This window comes from Pseudomonas sp. M1 (assembly GCF_022760135.1).
Taxonomy (GTDB): Bacteria; Pseudomonadota; Gammaproteobacteria; order Pseudomonadales; family Pseudomonadaceae; genus Pseudomonas; species Pseudomonas citronellolis.
Genome location: NZ_CP094343.1, coordinates 4,111,125 through 4,131,009, shown reverse-complemented (window position 1 = coordinate 4,131,009; position 19,885 = coordinate 4,111,125). Strand labels below are relative to the sequence as shown.

Sequence of the window (19,885 nt, the reverse complement as noted above, 5' to 3'; positions counted from 1 at the left end):
GCAATTGGCATGGCCACCACCGGCAAGACCCGCTCTGTCACCGCCCAGGTTCCCGTCGAACCGGCGGAACGCGTGGACGAGCGTAGCCGCCTGACCCGCGAGGCCCTGGCCGATGTGGATGCCGGCCGGGTAATCGATCATCAGGCCGTCCAGGCCTGGGCGGACAGCCTGGACTCCGACACGTCGTTACCGCTGCCGGAACCGTGCTGACGATTGGCCTAGGCTGAAAGCATTCCACGCCACCGCCAGGAGCCCCCCATGAGCCTTCGCCCCTTCCACCTCGCCATTCCCGTCCACGACCTGCCCGCCGCCCGCCGTTTCTACGGCGAGGTGTTCGGCCTGGAGGAGGGCCGCTCCAGCGACCAGTGGGTAGACTTCGACTTCTACGGCCATCAGTTGGTGATCCACGAGCACCCGCGCACCGCGTCCCAGGAAAGCGCCCACTGCAACCCGGTGGACGGCCACGACGTGCCGGTGCCGCACTTCGGCATTGTGCTGGATTGGGAGCAGTGGGAAGCGCTGGCCGAGCGCCTGCGTTCATTCGACGTGCGCTTCGTGATCGAGCCCTACGTGCGCTTCAAGGGCCAGGTGGGCGAGCAGGCGACCATGTTCCTCCTCGACCCCTGCGGCAACGCCCTGGAGTTCAAGGCGTTCAAGGACATCGGCCAGCTGTTCGCCAGGTAGCTCAGGGCAGCAGGCGCATCATGCCGCCCGCCTAGCCGACCCGCAGCCAGATCGCCGAGGCGTCGTCGCTGGCCTTGAAGCGCGGGTAGCGCAGGCAGGCTGCGTCGTCCTGCTCGATACCGCGCAGTTCTTCCGCCAGCGGCCCCAGGCCGTGTTCGAGCACGCGCGCGACCAGGCCGGCGGCATCGTAGGCGCCGTAGGTGTCGAGCAGCGCGGCGAAACCGTCGCTCATCAGCAGCAGGTCGTCGCCCCGGGCCAGGGGCGCGCGGGCCTGGCGCAGGTCTGCCCTGGCCTGGGCGGCATCCACGCCCAGCACGGCCCGGGGACGTTCGCGGGCGGAGCGGCGGTCGGCCAGCACGTGAGGCGTGCGCACGCCGCCGGCACCAGCGCCAGGGCCGAGGGCGGCGGCTTCTGCGAGCTCCTCCGCGCGGTCCGGCACGGGTGTCAGGAAGGCCACGCCGGTGGCGCTGCGATGGATGACCACGCAATCGCCGAGGAAGCCGCAGGCGAGGCTGTCGCCCTCTATCGCCACCGCGGCGAACGAGGCGCGCGGCAGTTCCCAGGCGGCGACCGGTTCGCGGCGGCGGTCGCGCCGATAGTCGTCGGCGACCGCGTCGAAGACGCTTTCGCACAGGTTCGCCAGCTTGCCGGAGGCCGTGGCGAAGGCGCGGTGCGCGGACGCGGCCAGCCAGGCGGCGCCGCCGCGCTCGCCCAGCAGGCCCGGTTCGCCGAGGTCGGTCGCCCCGTCGATGACCCAGGCATGCCGCTCGGCGCAGCCGATGCGGTCGTCGTTGGGAACGTCCAATTTGCCGGCGAGGCTGAGGACCTGGAGCAGATCGAAGTGCATGGGCAGGGTTTCTCCCGTCGAGCGTGGGTGTCTGGCTGCCGGCACGGGGTTCGGCACCGGCCAAGGGCAGAGCCTGTCAGCCGGGCGGCGTGCTGTCCACCCCGTGCGGGTTGCATCCGGGGTTCGCTATGCACAATTCTATACAGCGAAACCCCGAGGACTCCGCAGAGACTGCCCGAATGAATACCGCCGTGTACGCCAAGGAAGCCGTGGGCGCGAACTATGCGCCAGAACTGATGAAATACGCCCAGGCCCGCACCTGGGAGGCCGTGGACGCCATCGCCGCGGCCATCCGCCCGGGGATGAGCGAGTCCGAGGCCACCGCCATCGGCAAGCAGGTGCTGGCCGAGCTGGGCATGGAGCGCATCTGGCACCCGCTGCTGATCCGCTTCGGCGCCAATACCCTGAAGACCTTCAAGCAGCGCTCCGACGGCGACCCTGTGCTGGGCGCGAACGACATCTTCTTCATCGACATGGGCGTGGTCTGGCGCGGCCACGAAGGCGACGCCGGGGCCACCTTCGTGGTCGGCGACGACGCCGAGATGGCGGCCTGCGCGGCGGCGGCCAGGGAGCTGTTCCAGCGCGTCGAGGCGCACTGGCGCGACACCCGCTGCAGCGGCGTGGCGCTGTACGACTTCGCCCATGCCCAGGCCGAGGCGCTGGGCTGGAAACTCAACCTGGACATCAAGGGCCACCGCGTCAGCGACTTCCCCCACGCCATCTACCGCGCCGGCGACCTGGGCGACTACGCCGAGCACCCCAACGGCGGGCTGTGGATCCTGGAAATCCAGATCGCCCACCCGCACAAGCCCTACGGGGCCTTCTACGAGGACCTGCTGGCCTGACGCAAGGCGGGTGCCCTCGGCGGCAACCTCCGGGGGCGTTTGAAGGCGCGCCCGGAGTTGTCTTTAACATATGGAAATCCGTATATTCGGATTTCCATATGTTCTGGTGCCCCCGATGATCGCGCCCCCCGAAGTCTTCAAGTGCCTGGCCGACGAGACCCGCGCCCGCGCCACCCTGCTGATCGCCGAGCAGGGCGAGCTGTGCGTCTGCGAGCTGATGTGCGCGCTGGGCGAGAGCCAGCCCAAGGTCAGCCGCCACCTGGCGCAGCTGCGTGCTGCCGGGCTGCTGCTCGACCGCCGCCAGGGGCAGTGGGTGTACTACCGCCTCAACCCGGCGCTGCCCGCCTGGGTCCACGAGGTGCTGCGCGTCACCCTGCAGGCCAACGCCGACTGGCTGAAGGAAAGCGCCGCCCGCCTGCGCGACATGGATGGCCGCCCCGTGCGCGCCAGCTGCTGCTGAACCCCTCCCGGAACCCGCCTCGATGCTGCTCGCCGCTGCCGTCTTCCTGTTCACCCTCGTCCTCGTCATCTGGCAGCCCAGGGGGCTGGGCGTCGGCTGGAGCGCCAGCGCCGGCGCGCTGGTCGCCCTGGCCCTGGGCGTGGTGTCGCTGCACGACATCCCCACCGTCTGGGCCATCGTCTGGAACGCCACCGCCACCTTCATCGCGGTCATCGTCATCAGCCTGCTGCTGGACGAGGCCGGCTTCTTCGCCTGGGCGGCGCTGCACGTGGCGCGCTGGGCGGGCGGCAGCGGCCGGCGCCTGTTCGCCTTCTGCGTGCTGCTGGGCGCCGCCGTTTCCGCGCTGTTCGCCAACGACGGGGCGGCGCTGATCCTCACCCCCATCGTCATCTCCATGCTGCTGGCGCTGCGCTTCTCGCCGGCGGCGACCCTGGCCTTCGTCATGGCCGCCGGCTTCATCGCCGACACCGCCAGCCTGCCGCTGGTGGTGTCGAACCTGGTGAACATCGTTTCCGCCGACTATTTCGGCCTGGGCTTCGCCGAGTACGCCGCGGTGATGGTGCCGGTGAACCTGGCCAGCGTCGCCGCGACGCTGCTGGCGCTGTACCTGTTCTTCCGCCGCGACCTGCCGCAGCGCTATGCCGTGGACCAGCTGCCGGCGCCGCGGGAGGCGATTCGCGACCCGGCCACCTTCGCGGTCGGTGCCTGGATGCTGCTGGCGCTGCTGCTCGGGCTGTTCGCCCTGGAGCCGCTGGGCATCCCGGTCAGCGCGGTGGCGGCGCTGTGCGCGGCGGTGCTCTTCGCCGTCGCCGCCCGCGGCCATGTGATCTCCACCCGCCGGGTGCTGCGCGAGGCGCCCTGGCAGGTGGTGGTGTTCTCCCTGGGCATGTACCTGGTGGTCTACGGCCTGAAGAACGCCGGCCTCACCGACTTCCTCACCCGCCTGCTGGACGGCCTGGCGGGGCAGGGCGTGTGGGCCGCAGCCCTGGGCACCGGCCTGCTGTCGGCGGCGCTGTCGTCGCTGATGAACAACATGCCCAGCGTGCTGGTGGGCGCGCTGGCGATCCAGGCCAGCGCCGCCGAGGGCGTGGTCCGCGAGGCGATGATCTACGCCAACGTCATCGGCTGCGACCTGGGGCCGAAGATCACCCCCATCGGCAGCCTGGCCACGCTGCTCTGGCTGCACGTGCTGGCGCGCAAGGGCATCCGCATCACCTGGGGCTACTACTTCAGGGTCGGCATCCTGCTGACCCTGCCGGTCCTGCTCGTCACCCTCTCGGCCCTGGCGCTGCGCCTGAGCCTCTGACGTCCGCCACGAAGCGGAGGAGTTCTGCATGCGAGTCCTGTTCATGTGCACGGCCAACAGCTGCCGCAGCATCCTTTCCGAAGCGCTGTTCAACCACCTGGCCCCGGAAGGCTTCGAGGCGGTGAGCGCCGGCAGCTTTCCCGGCGGACAGGTGCTGCCGCGCAGCCTGGCGACGCTGGAGCGTGCCGGCATCGCCACCGCAGGCCTGAGCAGCAAGGGCAACGACGCCTTCGCGGACAACCCGCCGGACATCGTCATCACCGTCTGCGACAAGGCCGCGGGCGAAGCCTGCCCGCTGTACTTCGGCCCGGCGCTGAAAGCCCACTGGGGCCTGCAGGACCCTTCCACGGCGCAGGGCGACGAAGCGCAGCTGGACGACGCCTTCCGCGCCACCCTGGCGCACATCGAGCGACGCTGCCGGGCCTTCTTCGCCTTGCCCTTCGCCAGCCTGGAGCGCGACGGGCTGCAGCGCGAGCTGGCGCGGATCGGCGACCTCTGAGCGCGCCCGCCACGCAGGGCGACCTCCGTGGCGGGCGTGGGGCATGGCTCAGAGCTGCGGCGTGTATTTCACGCTGAACATCACGTTGCGCGGGTCGCCGTAGTAGTTGTTGTAGTCGATGGTGTTGTACGCGGGCACGTAGTATTTCTTGTCGAACAGGTTGTTCATGTTCGCTGCCACCGTGATCTCGTCGCTCAGCTTGTACGCAACCCGCGCATCCCAGATGGCGTAGCCGGGCAGGTCGAACTTGTGGTCGTACGAGGTAGTGCCGCTGACGGCAGTGGTGCCCAGGCCCAGGGACACGCGGTTCCAGTCACCCGGCAGGGTGTAGTCGCCCCACAGCTTGAGCTGGTGCTTGGGCGTCCAGGTACTGAACACCTTGTCCTTGTAGTCGTTGTCCTTGAGGTACTTGGTGGTGTTGTAGACGTAGCCGGCCATCAGCTGCAGTCCGCTCAGCACCTCGCCGCTGATCTGCGCTTCCAGGCCCTGGCTGCGCACCTTGCCCGAGGGCTTGGAGCAGTACCAACCGTCACAGTCCATGGGCCCGTTGAGGTCGAGAGTCGCGCGGTTCTCCTGGTCGTAGCGGAACAGCGCCAGCGAGGTATTGACCGCGCCGTCGTACAGTTCGCCCTTCAGGCCCAGCTCGTAGTTGCTGCCGGTGATCGGCTCGACGATGGAGCCGGAGGCGGTGCGGTCGGTCTGCGGCTGGAACACGTCGGTGTAGCTGGCGTAGACCGCCCACTGCGGGTTCAGGTCGTAGACCAGGCCGGCATAGGGCGAGACCTTGCCGGTGCTGGTGGTGGTGCTTTCGCTGCGCCCGCTGTGGGCGAAGGTCTCGGCGCCGTAGGTGTAGTCGTACCAGCTGGTGCGCGCGCCGAGGATCAGCTTCAGCGGCTCGGTGAGGTTGATCGACCAGCGCGAGTAGAGGCCCTTCTGCACCACGTCGTAGTCGGTCAGCCGGCCCAGGCCGCGGCTGGCCAGGTCGTAGATGTCCGGCATCGGGCGGTGGTGGTCGACGTTCGACGAGTCGGCGCCGAAGGTGGGCGCGCGGGCCCAGCGGTCGTCGGTCTTGATCCGCGAGTAGTTGCCGCCGATGAGGAAGCTCTGCTCGAAGCCCAGGCCGCTGAACTGGCCGTCCAGGTAGAGGTCCAGGCCCTTGCTGTGGGTGGTGAAGTCGGTGCTCCAGTCGATGTAGGTGTTGTCGGTGGAGCCATCGGTGGGCAGCGCGTCCCACAGCGCCTGGTAGGTGGCGCCGTTGTGCTCGCTCATGTACACGCTGGCGGCCTTCACCCGCCAGTCGTCGTTGAGGCGGTAGGTGGCGTCGAGGAAGACGCTGGTCTGGTCGTTGTCGGAGCGGTTCCAGGCGGCGCCGACGTAGGTGGAGCGCGACCAGTCGGGGTTGCCGCCGTCGGCGTAGCGCGGCAGGCCGAGCATGGGCGGGCGCGAATGGCCCTTCTGGTTGGCCACGCCGACGCCGACGGTGAAGTCCGGGGTGAAGTCATAGTCCACGGCGCCGTAGACGGTCTGGTTCCAGCCGCGCACGTAGTCGATGAAGGAGTCGCTGTCGTTGTAGCTGACCACGGTGCGGCCGCGCAGGGTGCCGCTTTCGTTCAGCGGGCCGCCGGCGTCCAGCTGCATGCCGTAGCGGTCCCAGGAGCCGGCCTTGCCGGTCAGGCTGACGGTGGTCTTCTGCTGGCCGCGCTTGCGCACGAGGTTGAGCGCGCCGCCGGGGCTGTCGCCGCCCTGCAGCAACGCTGCCGGGCCGCGCAGCACCTCGGCGCGGTCGTAGAAGCTCATGTCCTCGGTCAGGTAGCTGCCCAGCGAGTAGGTGTTGCGCGGGATGGGCACGCCGTCGTACTGGATGGTGTCGATGCTGAAGCCGCGGGAGAAGATGAACAGCCCCGAGCCGGGCGACTTGGTGGCGGTCAGCCCCGGGGTGCGCTTGGCCAGGTCGGAGATGGTCTCGGTGTTCTGGTCGTCCATCTGCTTGCGGGTGATGACCGTCACCGACTGCGGGATGTCCTTGAGCCGCTGCACGCCCTTGCCCAGGGTCACGGCGCCGGAGGTGTAGGAGCCGCTGCCCTCGGTGGTGGCGGCAGGCTCCTGGCCGATGACGTTGGTGGCGCCCATTTCCAGCACCTCGCCCTGTTTCACCAGGCGGTAGCCGTGCTCGCCCTGGCTGGCCTGGTACCCGCTGCCGGCGAGCAGGCGGGCGAAGCCTTCCTCGACCTCGTAGCGGCCCTTGAGTCCCGGTGAGCGCAGGCCCTTGAGGTCGGCGGTGCGGTAGAGGATGGCGACGCCGGCCTGCTGGGCGAAGCGGTTGAGGCTTTCGCCCAGGTCGCCGGCGGGAATGTCGAAGCTGGCGGCCTCGGCGTGGGCGGCCAGGGGCAGGGCGGCGATGCCGCACAGCGGCAGCGCCAGTTGCATGGCCAGGACCAGGGGCGCCAGGGCGGCCCGCCGGGTGGGATAGCGAAGGGATGACATTGGGTGGAAGCTCCGTTTCTGGGTTGGCTTCTTCCTTGACGGACGGCCCGGAAAAAGCGGAACCCCTCTCACCCGCGAATCATTCCCGGGCCTGTTTCGCATCGATCCACAGCAGCCAGGGCGTGAAGCGCCGCACCTTCACCGGCAGGCTGTCCTCGATCAGCGCCAGGGCGCGCTCGCTGTCGTCCAGCGGCAGCACCGCGGAGATGCGCAGGCCGTCGAGGGCCGCGGCGTCGTAGCGCCAGTAGCCGCGCTGCTGGCGCGACAGCTGGGCGAGCACCTCGCCCAGGGGCGCGTCGTGCACCACCAGTTGGCGCTGCTGCCAGGCCTGTTCGACCGCCGCCGGCTCCACCTTGCCGACCAGCCAGACGTCGTCGTGGCTCAGCCGCGCCTGTTCGCCGGCGCTCACTTCCAGGGTGCGGGAGCCGTCGGCGCTTTGCGCCGCAACGCGGGAGTGCAGCATGCTCAGCAGGGTGTCGTGCTCCTCGCGGCGCACCACGAAGCGGGTGCCCAGCGCGCGCATGCTGCCGTCCTCGGTGGTGACGCGGAACGGCCGCTTGGTATCCGGCGCCACTTCCACCAGTACCTCGCCACGCAGCAGCTCGACGCTGCGTTGGCCGCCGTCGTAGTGCAGGTCCACCGCGCTGTTGCCCGAGAGCAGCAGCACCGAGTCGTCCGGCAGCCGTTCGCGGCGCCACTCGCCCGGTGCGGTGCGCAGGTCGGCCAGCCAGTAGTGGCGCCAGTCGCCGCTCGCCGCCAGCAGCAGCGACAGGCCCAGCAGCGCCGCGCCGAGCCCGGCCAGGGCACCCGGCCGCCGCCGGCGTGGCGCCGCCAGGGTACTGGAGAGGGCCGCCTGGACCGCATCGCGTTCCTCGTGCAGGCCCTGCAATTGGCCGATCAGGCCACGCATCTGCTCGATGGCGCGGCCGCGTTGCGGGTCGCTGGCGCACCAGTGCGCGAAGGCCTGGCGTTCGGCGGCGGAGCAGTCGTCTTCTTCCAGGCGCAGCAGCCAGTCGGCGGCTTCTTCCAGCATGCGTTCGTCGGTCATGTTCAGACGTCCATCGCCTGGTTGCAGTGCACCAGCGCCTGTACCAGATAGCGCCGCACCATGCGTTCGGAGATCGCCATGCGCTCGGCGATCTCGCCCTGCGAGAGGTTGCCCAGGTAGCGCATGAGGAACGCCTGGCGCGCCTTCTCGCCCAGCCCTTCGAGGGCGAAGGCGAGGATTTCCAGCAGCTCCAGGGTGGCGTTGATCCGCTCCGGGGAGGGCGAACCCTCGTTGTGCTCGTGCAGCCTCGCCAGTTCTTCCAGGTAGACGGCCTCCAGGCGCTTGCGCCGCGCTTCGTCGATGACCAGCCGGCGCGCGGTGGTGCTGAGGTAGGCGCGCGGCTGGCGCATGTCGGCCAGGCAGTCGGGGGCGCTGAGGATGCGCATGAAGGTGTCGTGGGAAATGTCCGCGGCATTCTGCGGACAGCCGAGCTTGCGCCGCAGCCAGCCGAACAGCCAGCCATGGTGGTCGAGGTACAGCTCGTGCACGGTGCGACGCGGCGGATCGGCTGGCTTGTGCATGTCGGCAGGCAAATGCAATTGATAATTCATATCAATTGTAAGGAGGCCGGTGGCTTTCAGCAATTTCCTTGGCGGTGAATCGTAGGGACGCGGTGCCGGGGTGAGGTCACCGATGCCTCTGGAATCCGGCGCGAACCGCTCTGGAACAAGGTTATAAAGACTCTCGCCAGTGCACCGACTACGAATAGTGGAGTGGGCGCGGGACGTGGATAAGGTGCACCCGACCGCCAGCGACAACCTGTCGATCTTCTGAGGCGCGGTCGGGAGCATGAAAAAAGCCCCGTGGCGTGCGCCACGGGGCTTTTCCGTTCACGTCAGGTCGCGAAGCCGATCAGAACACGCTGAACGGGTACTCGACGAAGATGCGCACTTCGTTGCCGTCGTCGTTGTACTCGCGGGCGTCGTTGGAAACGCGTACCCAGGAGCCGCGCAGCTTGACCGACAGGTCCTTGGCCGGGCCGCTCTGTACGACGTACTTGGCCTGGTTGAAGATCTCGCGCTCGTGGCCGTTGTTGGTCTGCGAGGTCTTGATGTTGTCGCCGTAGACGTAGGCGACGGTGTAGCTCAGGCCCGGGATGCCGTACTCAGCGAAGTTGATGCTGTAGTTGGCCTGCCAGGAACGCTCGTCCTCGGCGTTGAAGTCCGACCAGTAGGAGTTGGCCAGCCAGATGGTGGTGCCGCCGTCGCCCAGGCCGCCGGCGTTCTGGTACCAGCCGTAGTTGTAGCCGGTGTCGCCGGTGTTGCGCTGGTGGGCGATCATGAACGAGTGGGCGCCGATGGCGTAGGTGGCCGCCAGGCTCCAGATGGTGTTGTCGCGGTCGCCGCCGAAGTTCAGGTTGGCGAAGTCCTTGTTCAGCTTGGTCTTGTAGCCGTTGAAGTCGAAGGTCAGCGACTGCTCATCCTGCATCGGGATGACGTAGTTCAGGTTCATGTACTGCTTGCGCGCCACGTCCTTGTTGTCCGAGGCGTACAGCGAGCCGCTGAAGTTGTCGGTGAACTTGTAGCTGCCGCCGTACACGTCGATGCGCTTCAGGCCGCCGCTGTCGCGCCCTTCGGCGCTCTTGCGGGCTTCTTCGGTGAAGCTACCGACGTTCAGCTCCAGGCCCTCGATCTCCTTGGAGGTGATCAGGGTGCCGGTGTAGCTCTCCGGCAGCAGGCGCGAGTTGTCGTAGCTCAGCACCGGCAGGCTGGGCATCTGGTCACCGTACTTGATCACGGTGTTGGAGATGCGCGCCTTGACCGCGCCACCGGCGCGGGCCAGGTCGTCGGCCGGGTTGCCGTCGCTGTCCTGCTTGAAGAAGTCGATGCCGGCGGCGCCGGTGCGGCCCTTGCCACCGTCCAGGCGCAGGGCATACAGGCCGAAGGCGTCGACGCCGAAGCCGACGGTGCCCTGGGTGAAGCCGGAGGTGAAGGTGGCGGTGGCCGACTGGCCCCACTCGGCCTTGTCATCGCGACCGTGCTTGTAGTCACGGTTCATGTAGGCGTTGCGGAAGAACAGGTCCAGGTGGCTGTCTTCGACGAAGCCCTTGGCGGCTGCCTGGTCGTCGGCCATGGCCTGGGTGCTGGCAGCGAGGATCCCCAATGCAAGCAAACTGAACGCTTTGTTAGTCATTTTGTTATTTCCTGCAGTCTGTTTATTCGCAGCCCCCCGAGCGTGGGAAAAAGCCTGCCGTCCCGGATGCTCCAATCCAGGTCTGGCAACGCGTGGGTGCTGGCGTTTCTTGGATGTCTCGAGGCCCCTCACAGGCCCCGATGGCGCGGGATGATAGCAGAACGTGGATAAAATCCAGGAATTTCGATGGCAGGTTACGGGCCCGACGGAGCCGGGCCACCCTCGCGAACTCCCCGCCACGGAGGCCCGCCCGAGCATGTCGCATGACCTCCTGAGCGCCGGTTTCGCTCGGCCTTCTGAAGGGGGGGCGGCGTGCGCGGATGTTTCTCTGGAAATCCGAATCGCGGACGGAGTCCGCTCGGTTACAGGGAGGCACGGGCGTAGGAGCAACTGTCTTGCCGACTGCGCCGGGGTGCGCCTCAACGGATGGGTATCGCTTCGCTCAACGCCATCCTACGAAAAAACGTGCTTTCCCGGAGGTGTAGGATCTCATCCGCGAATCGCGCCGATACGTCCGGCTATCGCGGACAGAGTCCGCTCCTACGGGGATACGCCATGCCTCACGGCGAAACTGTAGGAGCGGGCCCTGCCCGCGAATCGCGCGCAGGGCGCGCTCCTACAATGGGAATGGCGTGGGTGGAGCAGCGGACTCCGTCCGCGATTGGATTCACCGGCCACACCGGACGCTCCGGTGGCACGAACAGCCCCTTCTCCCTCCGGAAGAGGGCCGGGGTGAGGGAGCGAAGCCGGCATTGCGCACCTTCCCCAAACCAACGAATCGCTTAACTGAACAACACCACCGCTCAGCCCGAGCCCGTTTCACGATTGCGCCTTTGCAACCACAGACTCAGACCCAAGCCGAGCAGCGCAGCGACGCAGGCGAAGGGGAAGATCGAACGGAAGCCCCAGGCAGTGGCGATGGCGCCGGCCACCGGCCCGGTGATGCCCAAGGACACGTCGATGAACAGCGAGTAGGCGCCCAGCGCCGCGCCACGGCTGGAAGCCGGCACCAGGCGCACCGCCTCCACTCCCAGGGCGGGGAACACCAGGGAGAAGCCGAAGCCGGTCAGCGCCGCGCCGGCCAGCGCTGACCAGGGCCCCGGGGCCAGCCACAGCAGGAGCAGGCCGAGGCTTTCCACCAGCAGGCAGCCGATGGCCACGGCGAAGCCGCCGTGGCGGTTGATGGCGTTGGCGAACAGCAGCCGCGCGCCGATGAAGCAGGCGCCGAAGGCGCTCAGGCAGTACACCGCGCCGCCCCAGCCGCGGCTGGCGTAGTACAGGGTGATGAAGGTGGCGATGCAGCCGAAGCCGATGCCGCCCAGGGCCAGCCCGGTGCCATGGGGCGCCACGCGGCCGAGCACGTGGTGGAAGGGCAGGCGCTCGCCGTGGACGATGGCCGCGGCGCGCTTGGGCCAGGCCAGGGCGAAGCCGATGGCGGCCAGCAGCATCACCACCGCGCCCATGCTCCATAGCCCCAGGTGCTGCACCAGCAGGACGCCGAAAGGCGCGCCCACGGCCAGCGCGCCGTAGCTGGCGATGCCGTTCCAGGAGATCACCTTGGCGGTGTGCAGCGAGCCGACGCGGTCGATGCCCCAGCTGATGGCGCCGGTGCCCACCAGGCTCTCGGCGGTGCCGAGGATCATCCGGCCGAGCAGCAGGCAGCCCAGGCTCAGCGCCGGCATGCCTTGCAGCCACACCGAAAGCAGCATCAGCAGGCCGCTGCCGGCGCAGCCGAGCATGCCGTAGAGCACCGCGCGCTTGGGCCCGAGGTTGTCGATCACCTTGCCGGCGTAGGGCCGGGTGAGCAGGGTGGCCAGGTACTGCACGCTGATCACCAGCCCGGCCAGCACCGAGCCGAAGCCCAGGTCGCCATGCACGTAGCCCGGCAGCACGGCCAGGGGAATGCCGATGGTCAGGTAGGCGAGAAAGGTGAACAGCACCACCGACACCACCTCGAGCGTGATGGCGGCGTTGGAACGGGGCATGGCGGTATCGGCGGACATGGACACGAACAGCGGGGCGGAGAGGGGAGGAGCATGATGAACCGCCGCCGGCTTGTAGGAAAGCTAGCTAACGAACTACCTGAGGGGTTTGCACGAAGCCGGGTGTATCGGCGTACAACCGCGAACGGTTGTACGCCCTACGTTACGGGTGAGCTTGGCGTAGGGCGGATAACCGTTCGCGGTTATCCGCCGTTTGACCGTGATCCCCGGCGCGCCCCGGATTCGAGCACGAAGCGCCTGTTCGGGGGGCGCTCCGCGTTTACCGGGGAATCAGACGCGCCGGAACAACGTCGGGTAATCCACCACCAACCCCTGCCCATCCACCTCCAGCAACGCCTGGAAGTCCGTGCCCTCCAGGTTGCGGTACAGATAATGATGGGCATCCTGCCGCGTATAACCCTGGCGCATTTTCCTCGGCTGCAACCTTGGAGCCTCCACGTAGACCACCTCCAGCGCCACCGACTGGCCATCGCCCAGGCCCAGGCGGCGGATCGGGAAGGTGTTGGTGAAGGGGCTGGGCCAGATGTCGATGTCCAGGCAGCCGTCCAGCTCTGCCAGCGCAGTGCCGTCACCCAGCGTCCAGCGGCCCTGGCCGTCGGCCAGCAGCGCCAGGTGGCGTTGCAGGTGTTCGCCCTCCACCAGCAGCTCGGCCTCGCGCAGGCGCCAGTCGGCGTCCCATTCCAGGCGGTATTCCAGTTGGTAGGGCGGCTGGCCGTCGGCGGCGGCCACGCGTAGTTGGCTGTCGGCGCGGCCGTCCTGCAGCAGCAGGCGCTCCCAACTGGCCGGCGGGGCCTGCCACAGGCCTTCCCAGGTGAGCTGGCGGTTCATGCCGGGTCCAGTAGCAGGCCCAGGCGCAGGCGCTTGGGCAGGCGGGCGACCACCAGTTGGTGCGAGCGGGTGAGGGCCTCGCGCAACTCGTCGGCGCCCATAGGGTAGGGGCGCTGCATGGCGATCCAGTGGGCGCGGGCCAGGTAGGGCGCGGGGCGGATGCCGGGGCGGTCGACGAAGCCGAGGAAGAGTTCCGGGCCGACCTTGAAGGCCAGGCCGCCGCGGCCCTCGTCGAGGAAGTCGAGGATGGCGAACATCTTGTTGCCGGCCACCGAGAACACCCGGTTGCTGCCCCACTTGAGGTCTTCGCGGGCGCCGGGCAATTGCAGGCAGAAGCGGGCGATCTGGTCGGGCGTCATGGGTTCTCCGGCGTCAGTCGCGGAAATAGACCTGCACCAGATGGTAGCCGAACTGGCTTTTCACCGGGCCGTGGACGACGTTCAGCGGCTTCTTGAACACCACCGCGTCGACGCTGCGCACCAGTTGCCCGGGGCGCAGCTCGCCGAGGTCGCCGCCGCGCTTGCCGGAGGGGCAGGTGGAGTGCTTCTTCGCCAGGGCGGCGAAGTCTTCCCCCTTGGCCAGGCGCTGCTTGAGCTGCTCGGCCTCGGCGGCGGTCTTGACCAGGATGTGGCGGGCCATGGCGACGGGCATGGAAGGTTCTCGGCTGAAGGAAATGGCCGATTGTACTCCCGCTCGGTCGCCCGCGAGGCAGTGACGTACATCGCATTTTTCCGGGGCTGGCATTGTGCCGGTCTGACGGCCTACCTAGAGTCTGATGATTATTCCTACAAGTGCTTGCCTGTCGTGGGCAGCGCCTCCCCTAGCGTGCGGATGCAGTACAGATGGAAATCCAAGCGATGCTGCGGATCCTGTCCAGCCAGGACGGTTCCGACCTTTACCTTTCCACCGGCGCGCCGCCTTGCGCCAAGTTCAACGGCGTGCTCAAGCCGCTGTCCAGCGAACCGCTGAAGGCCGGCGACGTGGCGCGCATCGCCGACGCCATCATGGACGAGGAACAGAAGGCCGAATTCGAGCGCGAGCTGGAGATGAACCTGGCGATCTCGGTCGCCGGCGTCGGGCGCTTCCGCATCAACATCTTCAAGCAGCGCAACGAGGTGTCCATCGTCGCGCGCAACATCAAGCTGGACATCCCGCTGTTCGAAGACCTGAAGCTGCCCGAGGTGCTGCTCAAGGTGGTGATGGAGAAGCGCGGCCTGGTGCTCTTCGTCGGCGGCACCGGCTCGGGCAAGTCGACCTCCCTGGCGGCGCTGATCGACCACCGCAACCGCAACAGCGGCGGGCACATCATTACCATCGAGGACCCCATCGAGTACGTGCACCGGCACCGCAAGTCGATCATCAACCAGCGCGAGGTGGGGGTGGACACCCGCAGCTTCCACGCCGCACTGAAGAACACCCTGCGCCAGGCGCCGGACGTGATCCTGATCGGCGAAATCCGCGACCGCGAGACCATGGAGCACGCCCTGGCCTTCGCCGACACCGGGCACCTGGCGATCTCCACCCTGCACGCCAACAACGCCAACCAGGCGCTGGACCGCATCATCAACTTCTTCCCGGAAGAGCGCCGGCCGCAGCTGCTCAACGACCTGGGCAACAACCTCAAGGCCTTCGTCTCCCAGCGCCTGGTGCGCACCCAGGATGGCAAGCGCCGCGCCGCGGTGGAGGTGCTGCTGGGCACCGCGACCATCAGCGACATCATCAAGCGCGGCGACTTCAGCTCGATCAAGGAGATCATGGACAAGTCCCGCGCCCTGGGCATGCAGACCTTCGACCAGGCGCTGTTCGACCTGGCGGTGGAAGGCGCGATCAGCGAGGAAGAGGCGGTGAAGAACGCCGACTCGGCGAACAACCTGCGGCTGAAGCTCAAGCTGCACCGGGACAACCCGGCCGCGGCCCAGACCCAGGCCGCCAGCGCCCAGCCGGCAACCCCGGCCGCGCCCGTGGTGGAAGCCTCCAGCTGGGGCCTGGAACTGGCCCTGGAAGAGATCAAGGCCGAGGACGAGGAAGACAAGAAGGGCGGTTGAAGGGTGGGCGAGGGTAGGGCGAATAACCGTTCGCGGGTATCCGCCGTTTGACCTTGCCCCCCCGGCGCGCCGCCGCATCAGCCATGGCGCGCCAATAAATGTAGGAGCGCGCCCTGCGCGCGAATCTCCTACAGGAGGGCTCGGAGGTGGATGCATTGTAGGCGCGAGCTTGCTCGCGAACAGACTCCGCTGCGGGGCTCATTCGCGAGCAAGCTCGCTCCTACACGGTGGATTCCGACGTGGACTTCAAGCGCCTGTCCGAGGCCGGCGTGGACGGCTTCTTCACCAACCGCGCCGACCGCCTGCCGGCCTTCTACGGGCGCCCGGCCGCCAAGTCGGGGGGGGAGATACTGGCGGGGCTGGGCTACTGAGCGGAGCGCCGCTGTTCTGGCGGCGCATCCCTTCTCCCAATCTGGAGAACTGCATGGACGCTTTCGAATCAACCATTAGGATCAGTGGTTGATCTCATGCTTCGAAACCAGGAAGACATTCACCTCGCTTGCCGAGCATTCCTCTGTGGTCGCATCGCTCTGCGTGATGACGTCAAAGGATTTCCCATCTTTCCCGTAGAAAGTGAAGAGGTAAACCTGGGTATACAGGTCGCCATTCTTCTTTTCGGTGGCAAGCAGGGTTGAACGTGTCTTTTCTTTGTCGATGCTCTGTATGTCAATTATGTTGTTGTTCTTGAGCCAAACCTCGGCCATGTTCATAGGCCAGGATTGACAGTTTGGCGAAGCTGCAAAGGACTTCGAGGCAAGCAAGAATAGGGCAGAAAAAATCAATCGCTTCACTGTGTTACCTCTAGGTCACGATCACCGCTATTCCATATTTGGTGGCGTATATTGAACGGGAGCACTATGCAGCCACTGGAAGCTCCGCCAGGGTTTGAGGCGCTATCGCCATGAATTAGAAAGCCGCTTCTTCCGTACATTGAAGTCGTGGGTTTAGGTTCAAGCCTGATTGAATAGTTCCCTGTGTGCGGATGATGGAAGGGGTGCCCAATGATTTTGTATTCGCCCCTTGGTAAGGGGCCAATATTCGGTACTGTCTGCATGTGAGGGTTGTTTTTTCCTTCATTCTTGCCAGCGTAGCCCGTTCCCACCAATACGCCATTGCGCATCAGCTTGCCTGTGCTTTGTTGAAATATCCAAGGCATTAACGTTTCCTTGTTTTGTGCTGTTGTTGAAGGTTGATCCTGATGTTTAAGGACCCATGTCGGCCGATATCAATGCGGTGTTGTACTGTGCTGGTGGCCATTCCTTTTGCAAGTTGTCAGTTTGCCCGACTGTGCAAGAGGAAAATCCAGGCTAGATTTAGCGGAATTAAAAAATCGATAGGACGAGTCTGGGGTGTTGGTAGGAATCTGCCTGCGTCCCGGTAGATACCTTCGTATATCCCCCCGCCACAGAGGTATGGCCCCGCCGTCCCGATGGAGAAGTGCGCCAGGAAGTCCCCCTCAATAGCATGGGTTCACAGCGGACGATTCGCTGCAACGGCCCTGCATTTCGGTGCTCGCCTATCGCCCAGCCGAGCCCGAAGGAACGACTTCCAGGTTATTGGCCACTTCTTCCGAGGAAACGTCATGAACATGCATCTGAACTATTCCGTCCCAAAGAATTCCGCCCAAAAGAATTCCACCCAAAAGAATGCACAACACCAGGCGAGGGAAGAGCTGGTGCCTTCGCGCTATGCGCTGCGGGTCGGCGAGATCGACGTGCTGGTGGTCAGCGATGGGGTGCTGCCGCTGCCGACCGCGACCATGTCCACCAATGCCGAGCCGGCTGCCCGCGCGGCCTGGTTCAAGGACATGTTCCTGGGCCCGGAGGCGTTCGACTGGGCGCTGAACGTGCTGGTGGTGCGCAGCGGCGAGCAGACCATTCTGGTCGACGCCGGCCTGGGCGGGCAGTTCCCCGGTTTTCCGCGGGCCGGGCAGTTCCCCCGGCGCCTGGAGGCGGCCGGTATCGACCTGGCGTCGGTGACCGACGTGGTGATCACCCACATGCACATGGACCACATCGGCGGGCTGCTCGTCGACGAGGTGAAGAACCGGCTGCGCCCGGATGTGCGCATTCACGTCGCGGCCACCGAGGTGGCGTTCTGGGCGGCGCCCGATTTCTCCCTCACCTCCATGCCAGCGCCGGTGCCGGACGTCCTGCGCGCGACTGCCGGGCAGTTCATGGAGGCATACCGCGACAAGCTGCATACCTTCGAGGATGAGCACGAGGTGGCGCCGGGCGTGGTCGCCAGGCTCACCGGCGGCCACACGCCGGGGCATAGCGTGGTCCATGTGACATCCGCCGGCGAGCGCCTGACCTTCGCCGGCGACGCCCTGTTCCCGGTGGCCTTCGACCACCCCGACTGGCACAACGGCTTCGAGCACGACCCCGAGGAATCGGTGCGCGTGCGCGTCCGTCTTATGCAGGAGGCGGCGGCCAGCGGCGAGCTGCTGGTGGCCACGCACCTGCCGTTCCCCTCCGTTGGCCGGGTGGCCGTCGACGGCGATGCCTTCCGTTGGATTGCGGCTTTCTGGGATTACTGACGGTCCGGCCCGCCCGGATGGGCTGCACACCTTCACCGGCCAGGAGCCCGGCGCCGGCCCGCTCCTGGCCTTCATGGATTCTCCTGAAATTTCCCACCCACATTCTCCCTTGTGAGCCTACAAGCCCCCTCGCTAGATTCCCTTCCGCCACGGTCAATCCCGTGGCCCGGATCGCAGTCCGGTCGAGTAGAGAAGCGCACGAAGCGCCGATGCACCTTGCACAGGCGCTTTTTCTTGCCTGCTGCGAGATGCAGTTATGGCGGGTCGTGCGGGGCGGGCTTCGGCCTGGCCGGTTCTTGCTTCTCTCGCCGGTACTGCGACCCCGCACGATCCGCCACCCATTCCCGGGTTGGCGGCTCCTTCCTCCGTACTAAGGAGCAATGGAAATGCCGTATCACTTCGTGTCTGTCGTGTATCCCCCGTTGTCCCATTCGTCCTTCGTCTTCCCCCGGGAGGTGCGCCATGGCTGATCGCAGGCTGGTTGCGTTGCAGGCCCAGGCGTCCGAGGGCGTGCTCTATGTCGATACCGCCGCGCCGGCGGAACATATCTACGATGTGGCCGAACGCCGGCTGAATGCGCTGGAGGACCTGTTGCGGGTGCTGGAAGTGCATGACGTCGGCGACGTGCTGGTGCACGAGACGTCGCGCCTGGCCTCCGCCCTGGTGCCGCTGGTGGGCGAGGCGCGGCAGTTGTACGGGCTGGCGCGGGAGAAGGCTCTGGTGGCTGGCCGGTAGGAGCAGCAGTCTTGCGCCGAGGTGCTCTTCGTAGGATGGGTTGAGCTTGCGAAACCCATGCGGTTGCGCTGATGGGTATCGCTTCGCTCAACGCCATCCTACGAAAAGCCGTGCTTCTTGGAACCGTAGCGGGCCCTGCCCGAGATTCGCGCGCAGGGCGCGCTCCTACAGGGGAGTGACGTGGGTGGGGCGGCGTAGGAGCGAGCTTGCTCGCGAATGGGGTTTACCGGTGGCTTGGGCGTCGGGTTCAAGAGCGCCCTCTCCCCAACCCTCTCCCGCAAGCGGGAGAGGGGGCTGTCCGGCGCGGGCGGGAGGTTCGGCGTCAGCCTGTAGGAGCAACTGTCTTACAGGTCGCGCCGGGGCGCTCTTCGTAGGATGGGTTGAGCCTTGGCGAAACCATGCGGTCGTGGTGATGGGTATCGCTTCGCTCAACCCATCCTACGGGGTGTCATATCTGCCGGAAGGGGTAAGAGCGGACTCTGTCCGCGATTCGCGTGCAGGCCGACGCCTCATCCATCCGTGGAGCGGGTGGTGGCTTCCCAGGCCGCTATTTCCTCTTCCAGCGCCTCCAGTTTCTGGCGCACCAGGCCGAGTGCATCGCTGCCCAGCAGCAGGTGGGCGGGGGGATTCGTCGAGGCTATCGCTTCCAGCATGGCCCTGGCCGCTTTCCTCGGGTCGCCCAGCTGCTTGCCGCTTTTTTCCTGGCGCGCCTGGCGCACGGGGTCGAAGAGTGCGTCGTAGTCGGCGATGCTGCGGGGGCTGCGGACCATGGAGCGGCCGGCCCAGTCGGTGCGGAAGGAGCCGGGCGCGACGGCGGTCACGGCGATGCCGAAGCCTTCGACCTCCTTGCCCACCACTTCTGATATGCCCTCCAGGGCGAACTTGCTGCCGCAGTAGTAGGCAATGCCGGGCAGGGTGATGAAGCCGCCCATCGAGGTGATGTTGAGGATGTGGCCGCGGCGCCGCTGGCGCATGTATGGCAGCACCGCCTTCATCATCGCCACGGCGCCGAACACGTTCACGTCGAACTGCCGGCGCATTTCCGCCAGCGGGGATTCTTCGAGAATGCCTTCGTGACCGTAGCCGGCGCTGTTCACCAGCACATCCAGCGGGCCGACGGTCTTTTCGATCTCGGCGACCAGCGGCTCGATGGCCGCGAAGTCGGTCACGTCCAGCAGGCGCCCCAGCGCCCGGCCGGGGGCCAGGGCTTCCAGCGCGGCCCTGGCCTGTTCGCTGCGGACGGTGCCCACCACGCGGTGGCCGTCCGCCAGTGCCTCCTGGGCGAGGGCCAGCCCGAAGCCGCTGCTGGCTCCGGTGATCAACAAGGTTTTGCGGGGTGACATGGCGGTGGCTCCATTTCAGTGGGGATGAGCGCACAATACTTATCCGCTGGCCTGTTTTAGAGACCGCATCTTCTGACTTTATTGCC

General features: G+C 66.8%; 22 protein-coding genes. 10 read left to right on the top strand and 12 right to left on the bottom strand.

Annotated elements, in window-relative coordinates; all coding sequences use genetic code 11:
- Positions 1–9 precede the first annotated feature (9 nt).
- Positions 10–210 carry a hypothetical protein gene (locus PM1_RS18220; protein ID WP_009619481.1) on the top strand — a complete coding sequence of 67 codons (201 nt, stop codon included), beginning with the start codon at positions 10–12 and terminating at the stop codon, positions 208–210.
- Positions 211–258: 48 nt separating this feature from the next.
- Positions 259–684, top strand: a complete 426-nt coding sequence (locus PM1_RS18215; protein WP_009619483.1) for a VOC family protein — start codon at positions 259–261, stop codon at positions 682–684.
- 31 nt (positions 685–715) lie between these two features.
- Here PM1_RS18215 and PM1_RS18210 read toward each other — a convergent pair whose 3' ends face one another.
- On the bottom strand, positions 716–1,531 hold the full coding sequence (locus PM1_RS18210; RefSeq protein WP_009619485.1) for a protein phosphatase 2C domain-containing protein: 816 nt from the start codon (positions 1,529–1,531) through the stop codon (positions 716–718).
- A gap of 179 nt (positions 1,532–1,710) precedes the next feature.
- On the opposite strand from PM1_RS18210, the gene PM1_RS18205 reads away from it, so the two are divergent.
- From PM1_RS18205 to PM1_RS18190, 4 genes are all read left to right on the top strand, one after another.
- Positions 1,711–2,376, top strand: coding sequence for a M24 family metallopeptidase (locus PM1_RS18205; RefSeq protein ID WP_009619487.1), 666 nt, complete (start codon positions 1,711–1,713; stop codon positions 2,374–2,376).
- Between the two features lie 115 nt (positions 2,377–2,491).
- A complete protein-coding gene (locus PM1_RS18200) occupies positions 2,492–2,836 on the top strand; it encodes a metalloregulator ArsR/SmtB family transcription factor (protein ID WP_009619489.1) in 345 nt (114 codons plus the stop codon).
- 22 nt (positions 2,837–2,858) lie between these two features.
- Entirely contained in the window at positions 2,859–4,142 is a 1,284-nt protein-coding gene (locus PM1_RS18195; protein ID WP_009619491.1) for an arsenic transporter, read from the top strand.
- 28 nt (positions 4,143–4,170) lie between these two features.
- The gene (locus PM1_RS18190; protein ID WP_009619492.1) at positions 4,171–4,641 is read left to right on the top strand and encodes an arsenate reductase ArsC; all 471 of its coding nucleotides are present in this window, start codon (positions 4,171–4,173) and stop codon (positions 4,639–4,641) included.
- Between the two features lie 48 nt (positions 4,642–4,689).
- Here the strand turns inward: PM1_RS18190 and PM1_RS18185 are convergent, their stop codons facing one another.
- The 8 genes from PM1_RS18185 to PM1_RS18150 form a co-directional block, all read right to left on the bottom strand.
- Positions 4,690–7,125, bottom strand: coding sequence for a TonB-dependent siderophore receptor (locus tag PM1_RS18185; protein WP_009619493.1), 2,436 nt, complete (start codon positions 7,123–7,125; stop codon positions 4,690–4,692).
- A gap of 79 nt (positions 7,126–7,204) precedes the next feature.
- Positions 7,205–8,173, bottom strand: coding sequence for a FecR family protein (locus tag PM1_RS18180; protein WP_009619494.1), 969 nt, complete (start codon positions 8,171–8,173; stop codon positions 7,205–7,207).
- 2 nt (positions 8,174–8,175) lie between these two features.
- Entirely contained in the window at positions 8,176–8,694 is a 519-nt protein-coding gene (locus PM1_RS18175) for a sigma-70 family RNA polymerase sigma factor (RefSeq protein ID WP_009619495.1), read from the bottom strand.
- A gap of 331 nt (positions 8,695–9,025) precedes the next feature.
- On the bottom strand, positions 9,026–10,306 hold the full coding sequence (locus PM1_RS18170) for an OprD family porin (RefSeq protein ID WP_009619496.1): 1,281 nt from the start codon (positions 10,304–10,306) through the stop codon (positions 9,026–9,028).
- Between the two features lie 803 nt (positions 10,307–11,109).
- The gene (locus tag PM1_RS18165) at positions 11,110–12,309 is read right to left on the bottom strand and encodes an MFS transporter (RefSeq protein ID WP_009619497.1); all 1,200 of its coding nucleotides are present in this window, start codon (positions 12,307–12,309) and stop codon (positions 11,110–11,112) included.
- Positions 12,310–12,579: 270 nt separating this feature from the next.
- On the bottom strand, positions 12,580–13,137 hold the full coding sequence (locus tag PM1_RS18160; protein WP_009619499.1) for a putative glycolipid-binding domain-containing protein: 558 nt from the start codon (positions 13,135–13,137) through the stop codon (positions 12,580–12,582).
- On the bottom strand, positions 13,134–13,496 hold the full coding sequence (locus PM1_RS18155) for an MmcQ/YjbR family DNA-binding protein (RefSeq protein ID WP_009619514.1): 363 nt from the start codon (positions 13,494–13,496) through the stop codon (positions 13,134–13,136). The genes PM1_RS18160 and PM1_RS18155 overlap by 4 nt, the downstream gene beginning before the upstream one ends.
- A gap of 13 nt (positions 13,497–13,509) precedes the next feature.
- Positions 13,510–13,788: a peptidylprolyl isomerase gene (locus PM1_RS18150; RefSeq protein WP_009619516.1), complete on the bottom strand. Its 279-nt coding sequence runs from the start codon at positions 13,786–13,788 to the stop codon at positions 13,510–13,512.
- Positions 13,789–13,979: 191 nt separating this feature from the next.
- On the opposite strand from PM1_RS18150, the gene PM1_RS18145 reads away from it, so the two are divergent.
- Positions 13,980–15,182 carry a PilT/PilU family type 4a pilus ATPase gene (locus tag PM1_RS18145; protein WP_009619518.1) on the top strand — a complete coding sequence of 401 codons (1,203 nt, stop codon included), beginning with the start codon at positions 13,980–13,982 and terminating at the stop codon, positions 15,180–15,182.
- 227 nt (positions 15,183–15,409) lie between these two features.
- A complete protein-coding gene (locus tag PM1_RS18140; RefSeq protein WP_446731344.1) occupies positions 15,410–15,553 on the top strand; it encodes a hypothetical protein in 144 nt (47 codons plus the stop codon).
- 81 nt (positions 15,554–15,634) lie between these two features.
- On the opposite strand, the gene PM1_RS18135 is transcribed toward PM1_RS18140, so the two are convergent.
- Together PM1_RS18135 and PM1_RS31400 are read right to left on the bottom strand one after the other, a co-directional pair.
- Positions 15,635–15,973 carry a hypothetical protein gene (locus tag PM1_RS18135; protein WP_024128337.1) on the bottom strand — a complete coding sequence of 113 codons (339 nt, stop codon included), beginning with the start codon at positions 15,971–15,973 and terminating at the stop codon, positions 15,635–15,637.
- Positions 15,970–16,302 carry a tlde1 domain-containing protein gene (locus tag PM1_RS31400; protein WP_352230814.1) on the bottom strand — a complete coding sequence of 111 codons (333 nt, stop codon included), beginning with the start codon at positions 16,300–16,302 and terminating at the stop codon, positions 15,970–15,972. The genes PM1_RS18135 and PM1_RS31400 overlap by 4 nt, the downstream gene beginning before the upstream one ends.
- A gap of 462 nt (positions 16,303–16,764) precedes the next feature.
- Between PM1_RS31400 and PM1_RS18130 the strand changes: the two genes are divergently transcribed.
- Positions 16,765–17,721, top strand: a complete 957-nt coding sequence (locus PM1_RS18130; RefSeq protein ID WP_009619524.1) for an MBL fold metallo-hydrolase — start codon at positions 16,765–16,767, stop codon at positions 17,719–17,721.
- Between the two features lie 462 nt (positions 17,722–18,183).
- Positions 18,184–18,456, top strand: a complete 273-nt coding sequence (locus PM1_RS18125) for a hypothetical protein (protein WP_009619536.1) — start codon at positions 18,184–18,186, stop codon at positions 18,454–18,456.
- 509 nt (positions 18,457–18,965) lie between these two features.
- Here PM1_RS18125 and PM1_RS18120 read toward each other — a convergent pair.
- Positions 18,966–19,799, bottom strand: a complete 834-nt coding sequence (locus PM1_RS18120) for an oxidoreductase (RefSeq protein WP_009619538.1) — start codon at positions 19,797–19,799, stop codon at positions 18,966–18,968.
- Positions 19,800–19,885: the final 86 nt, after the last annotated feature.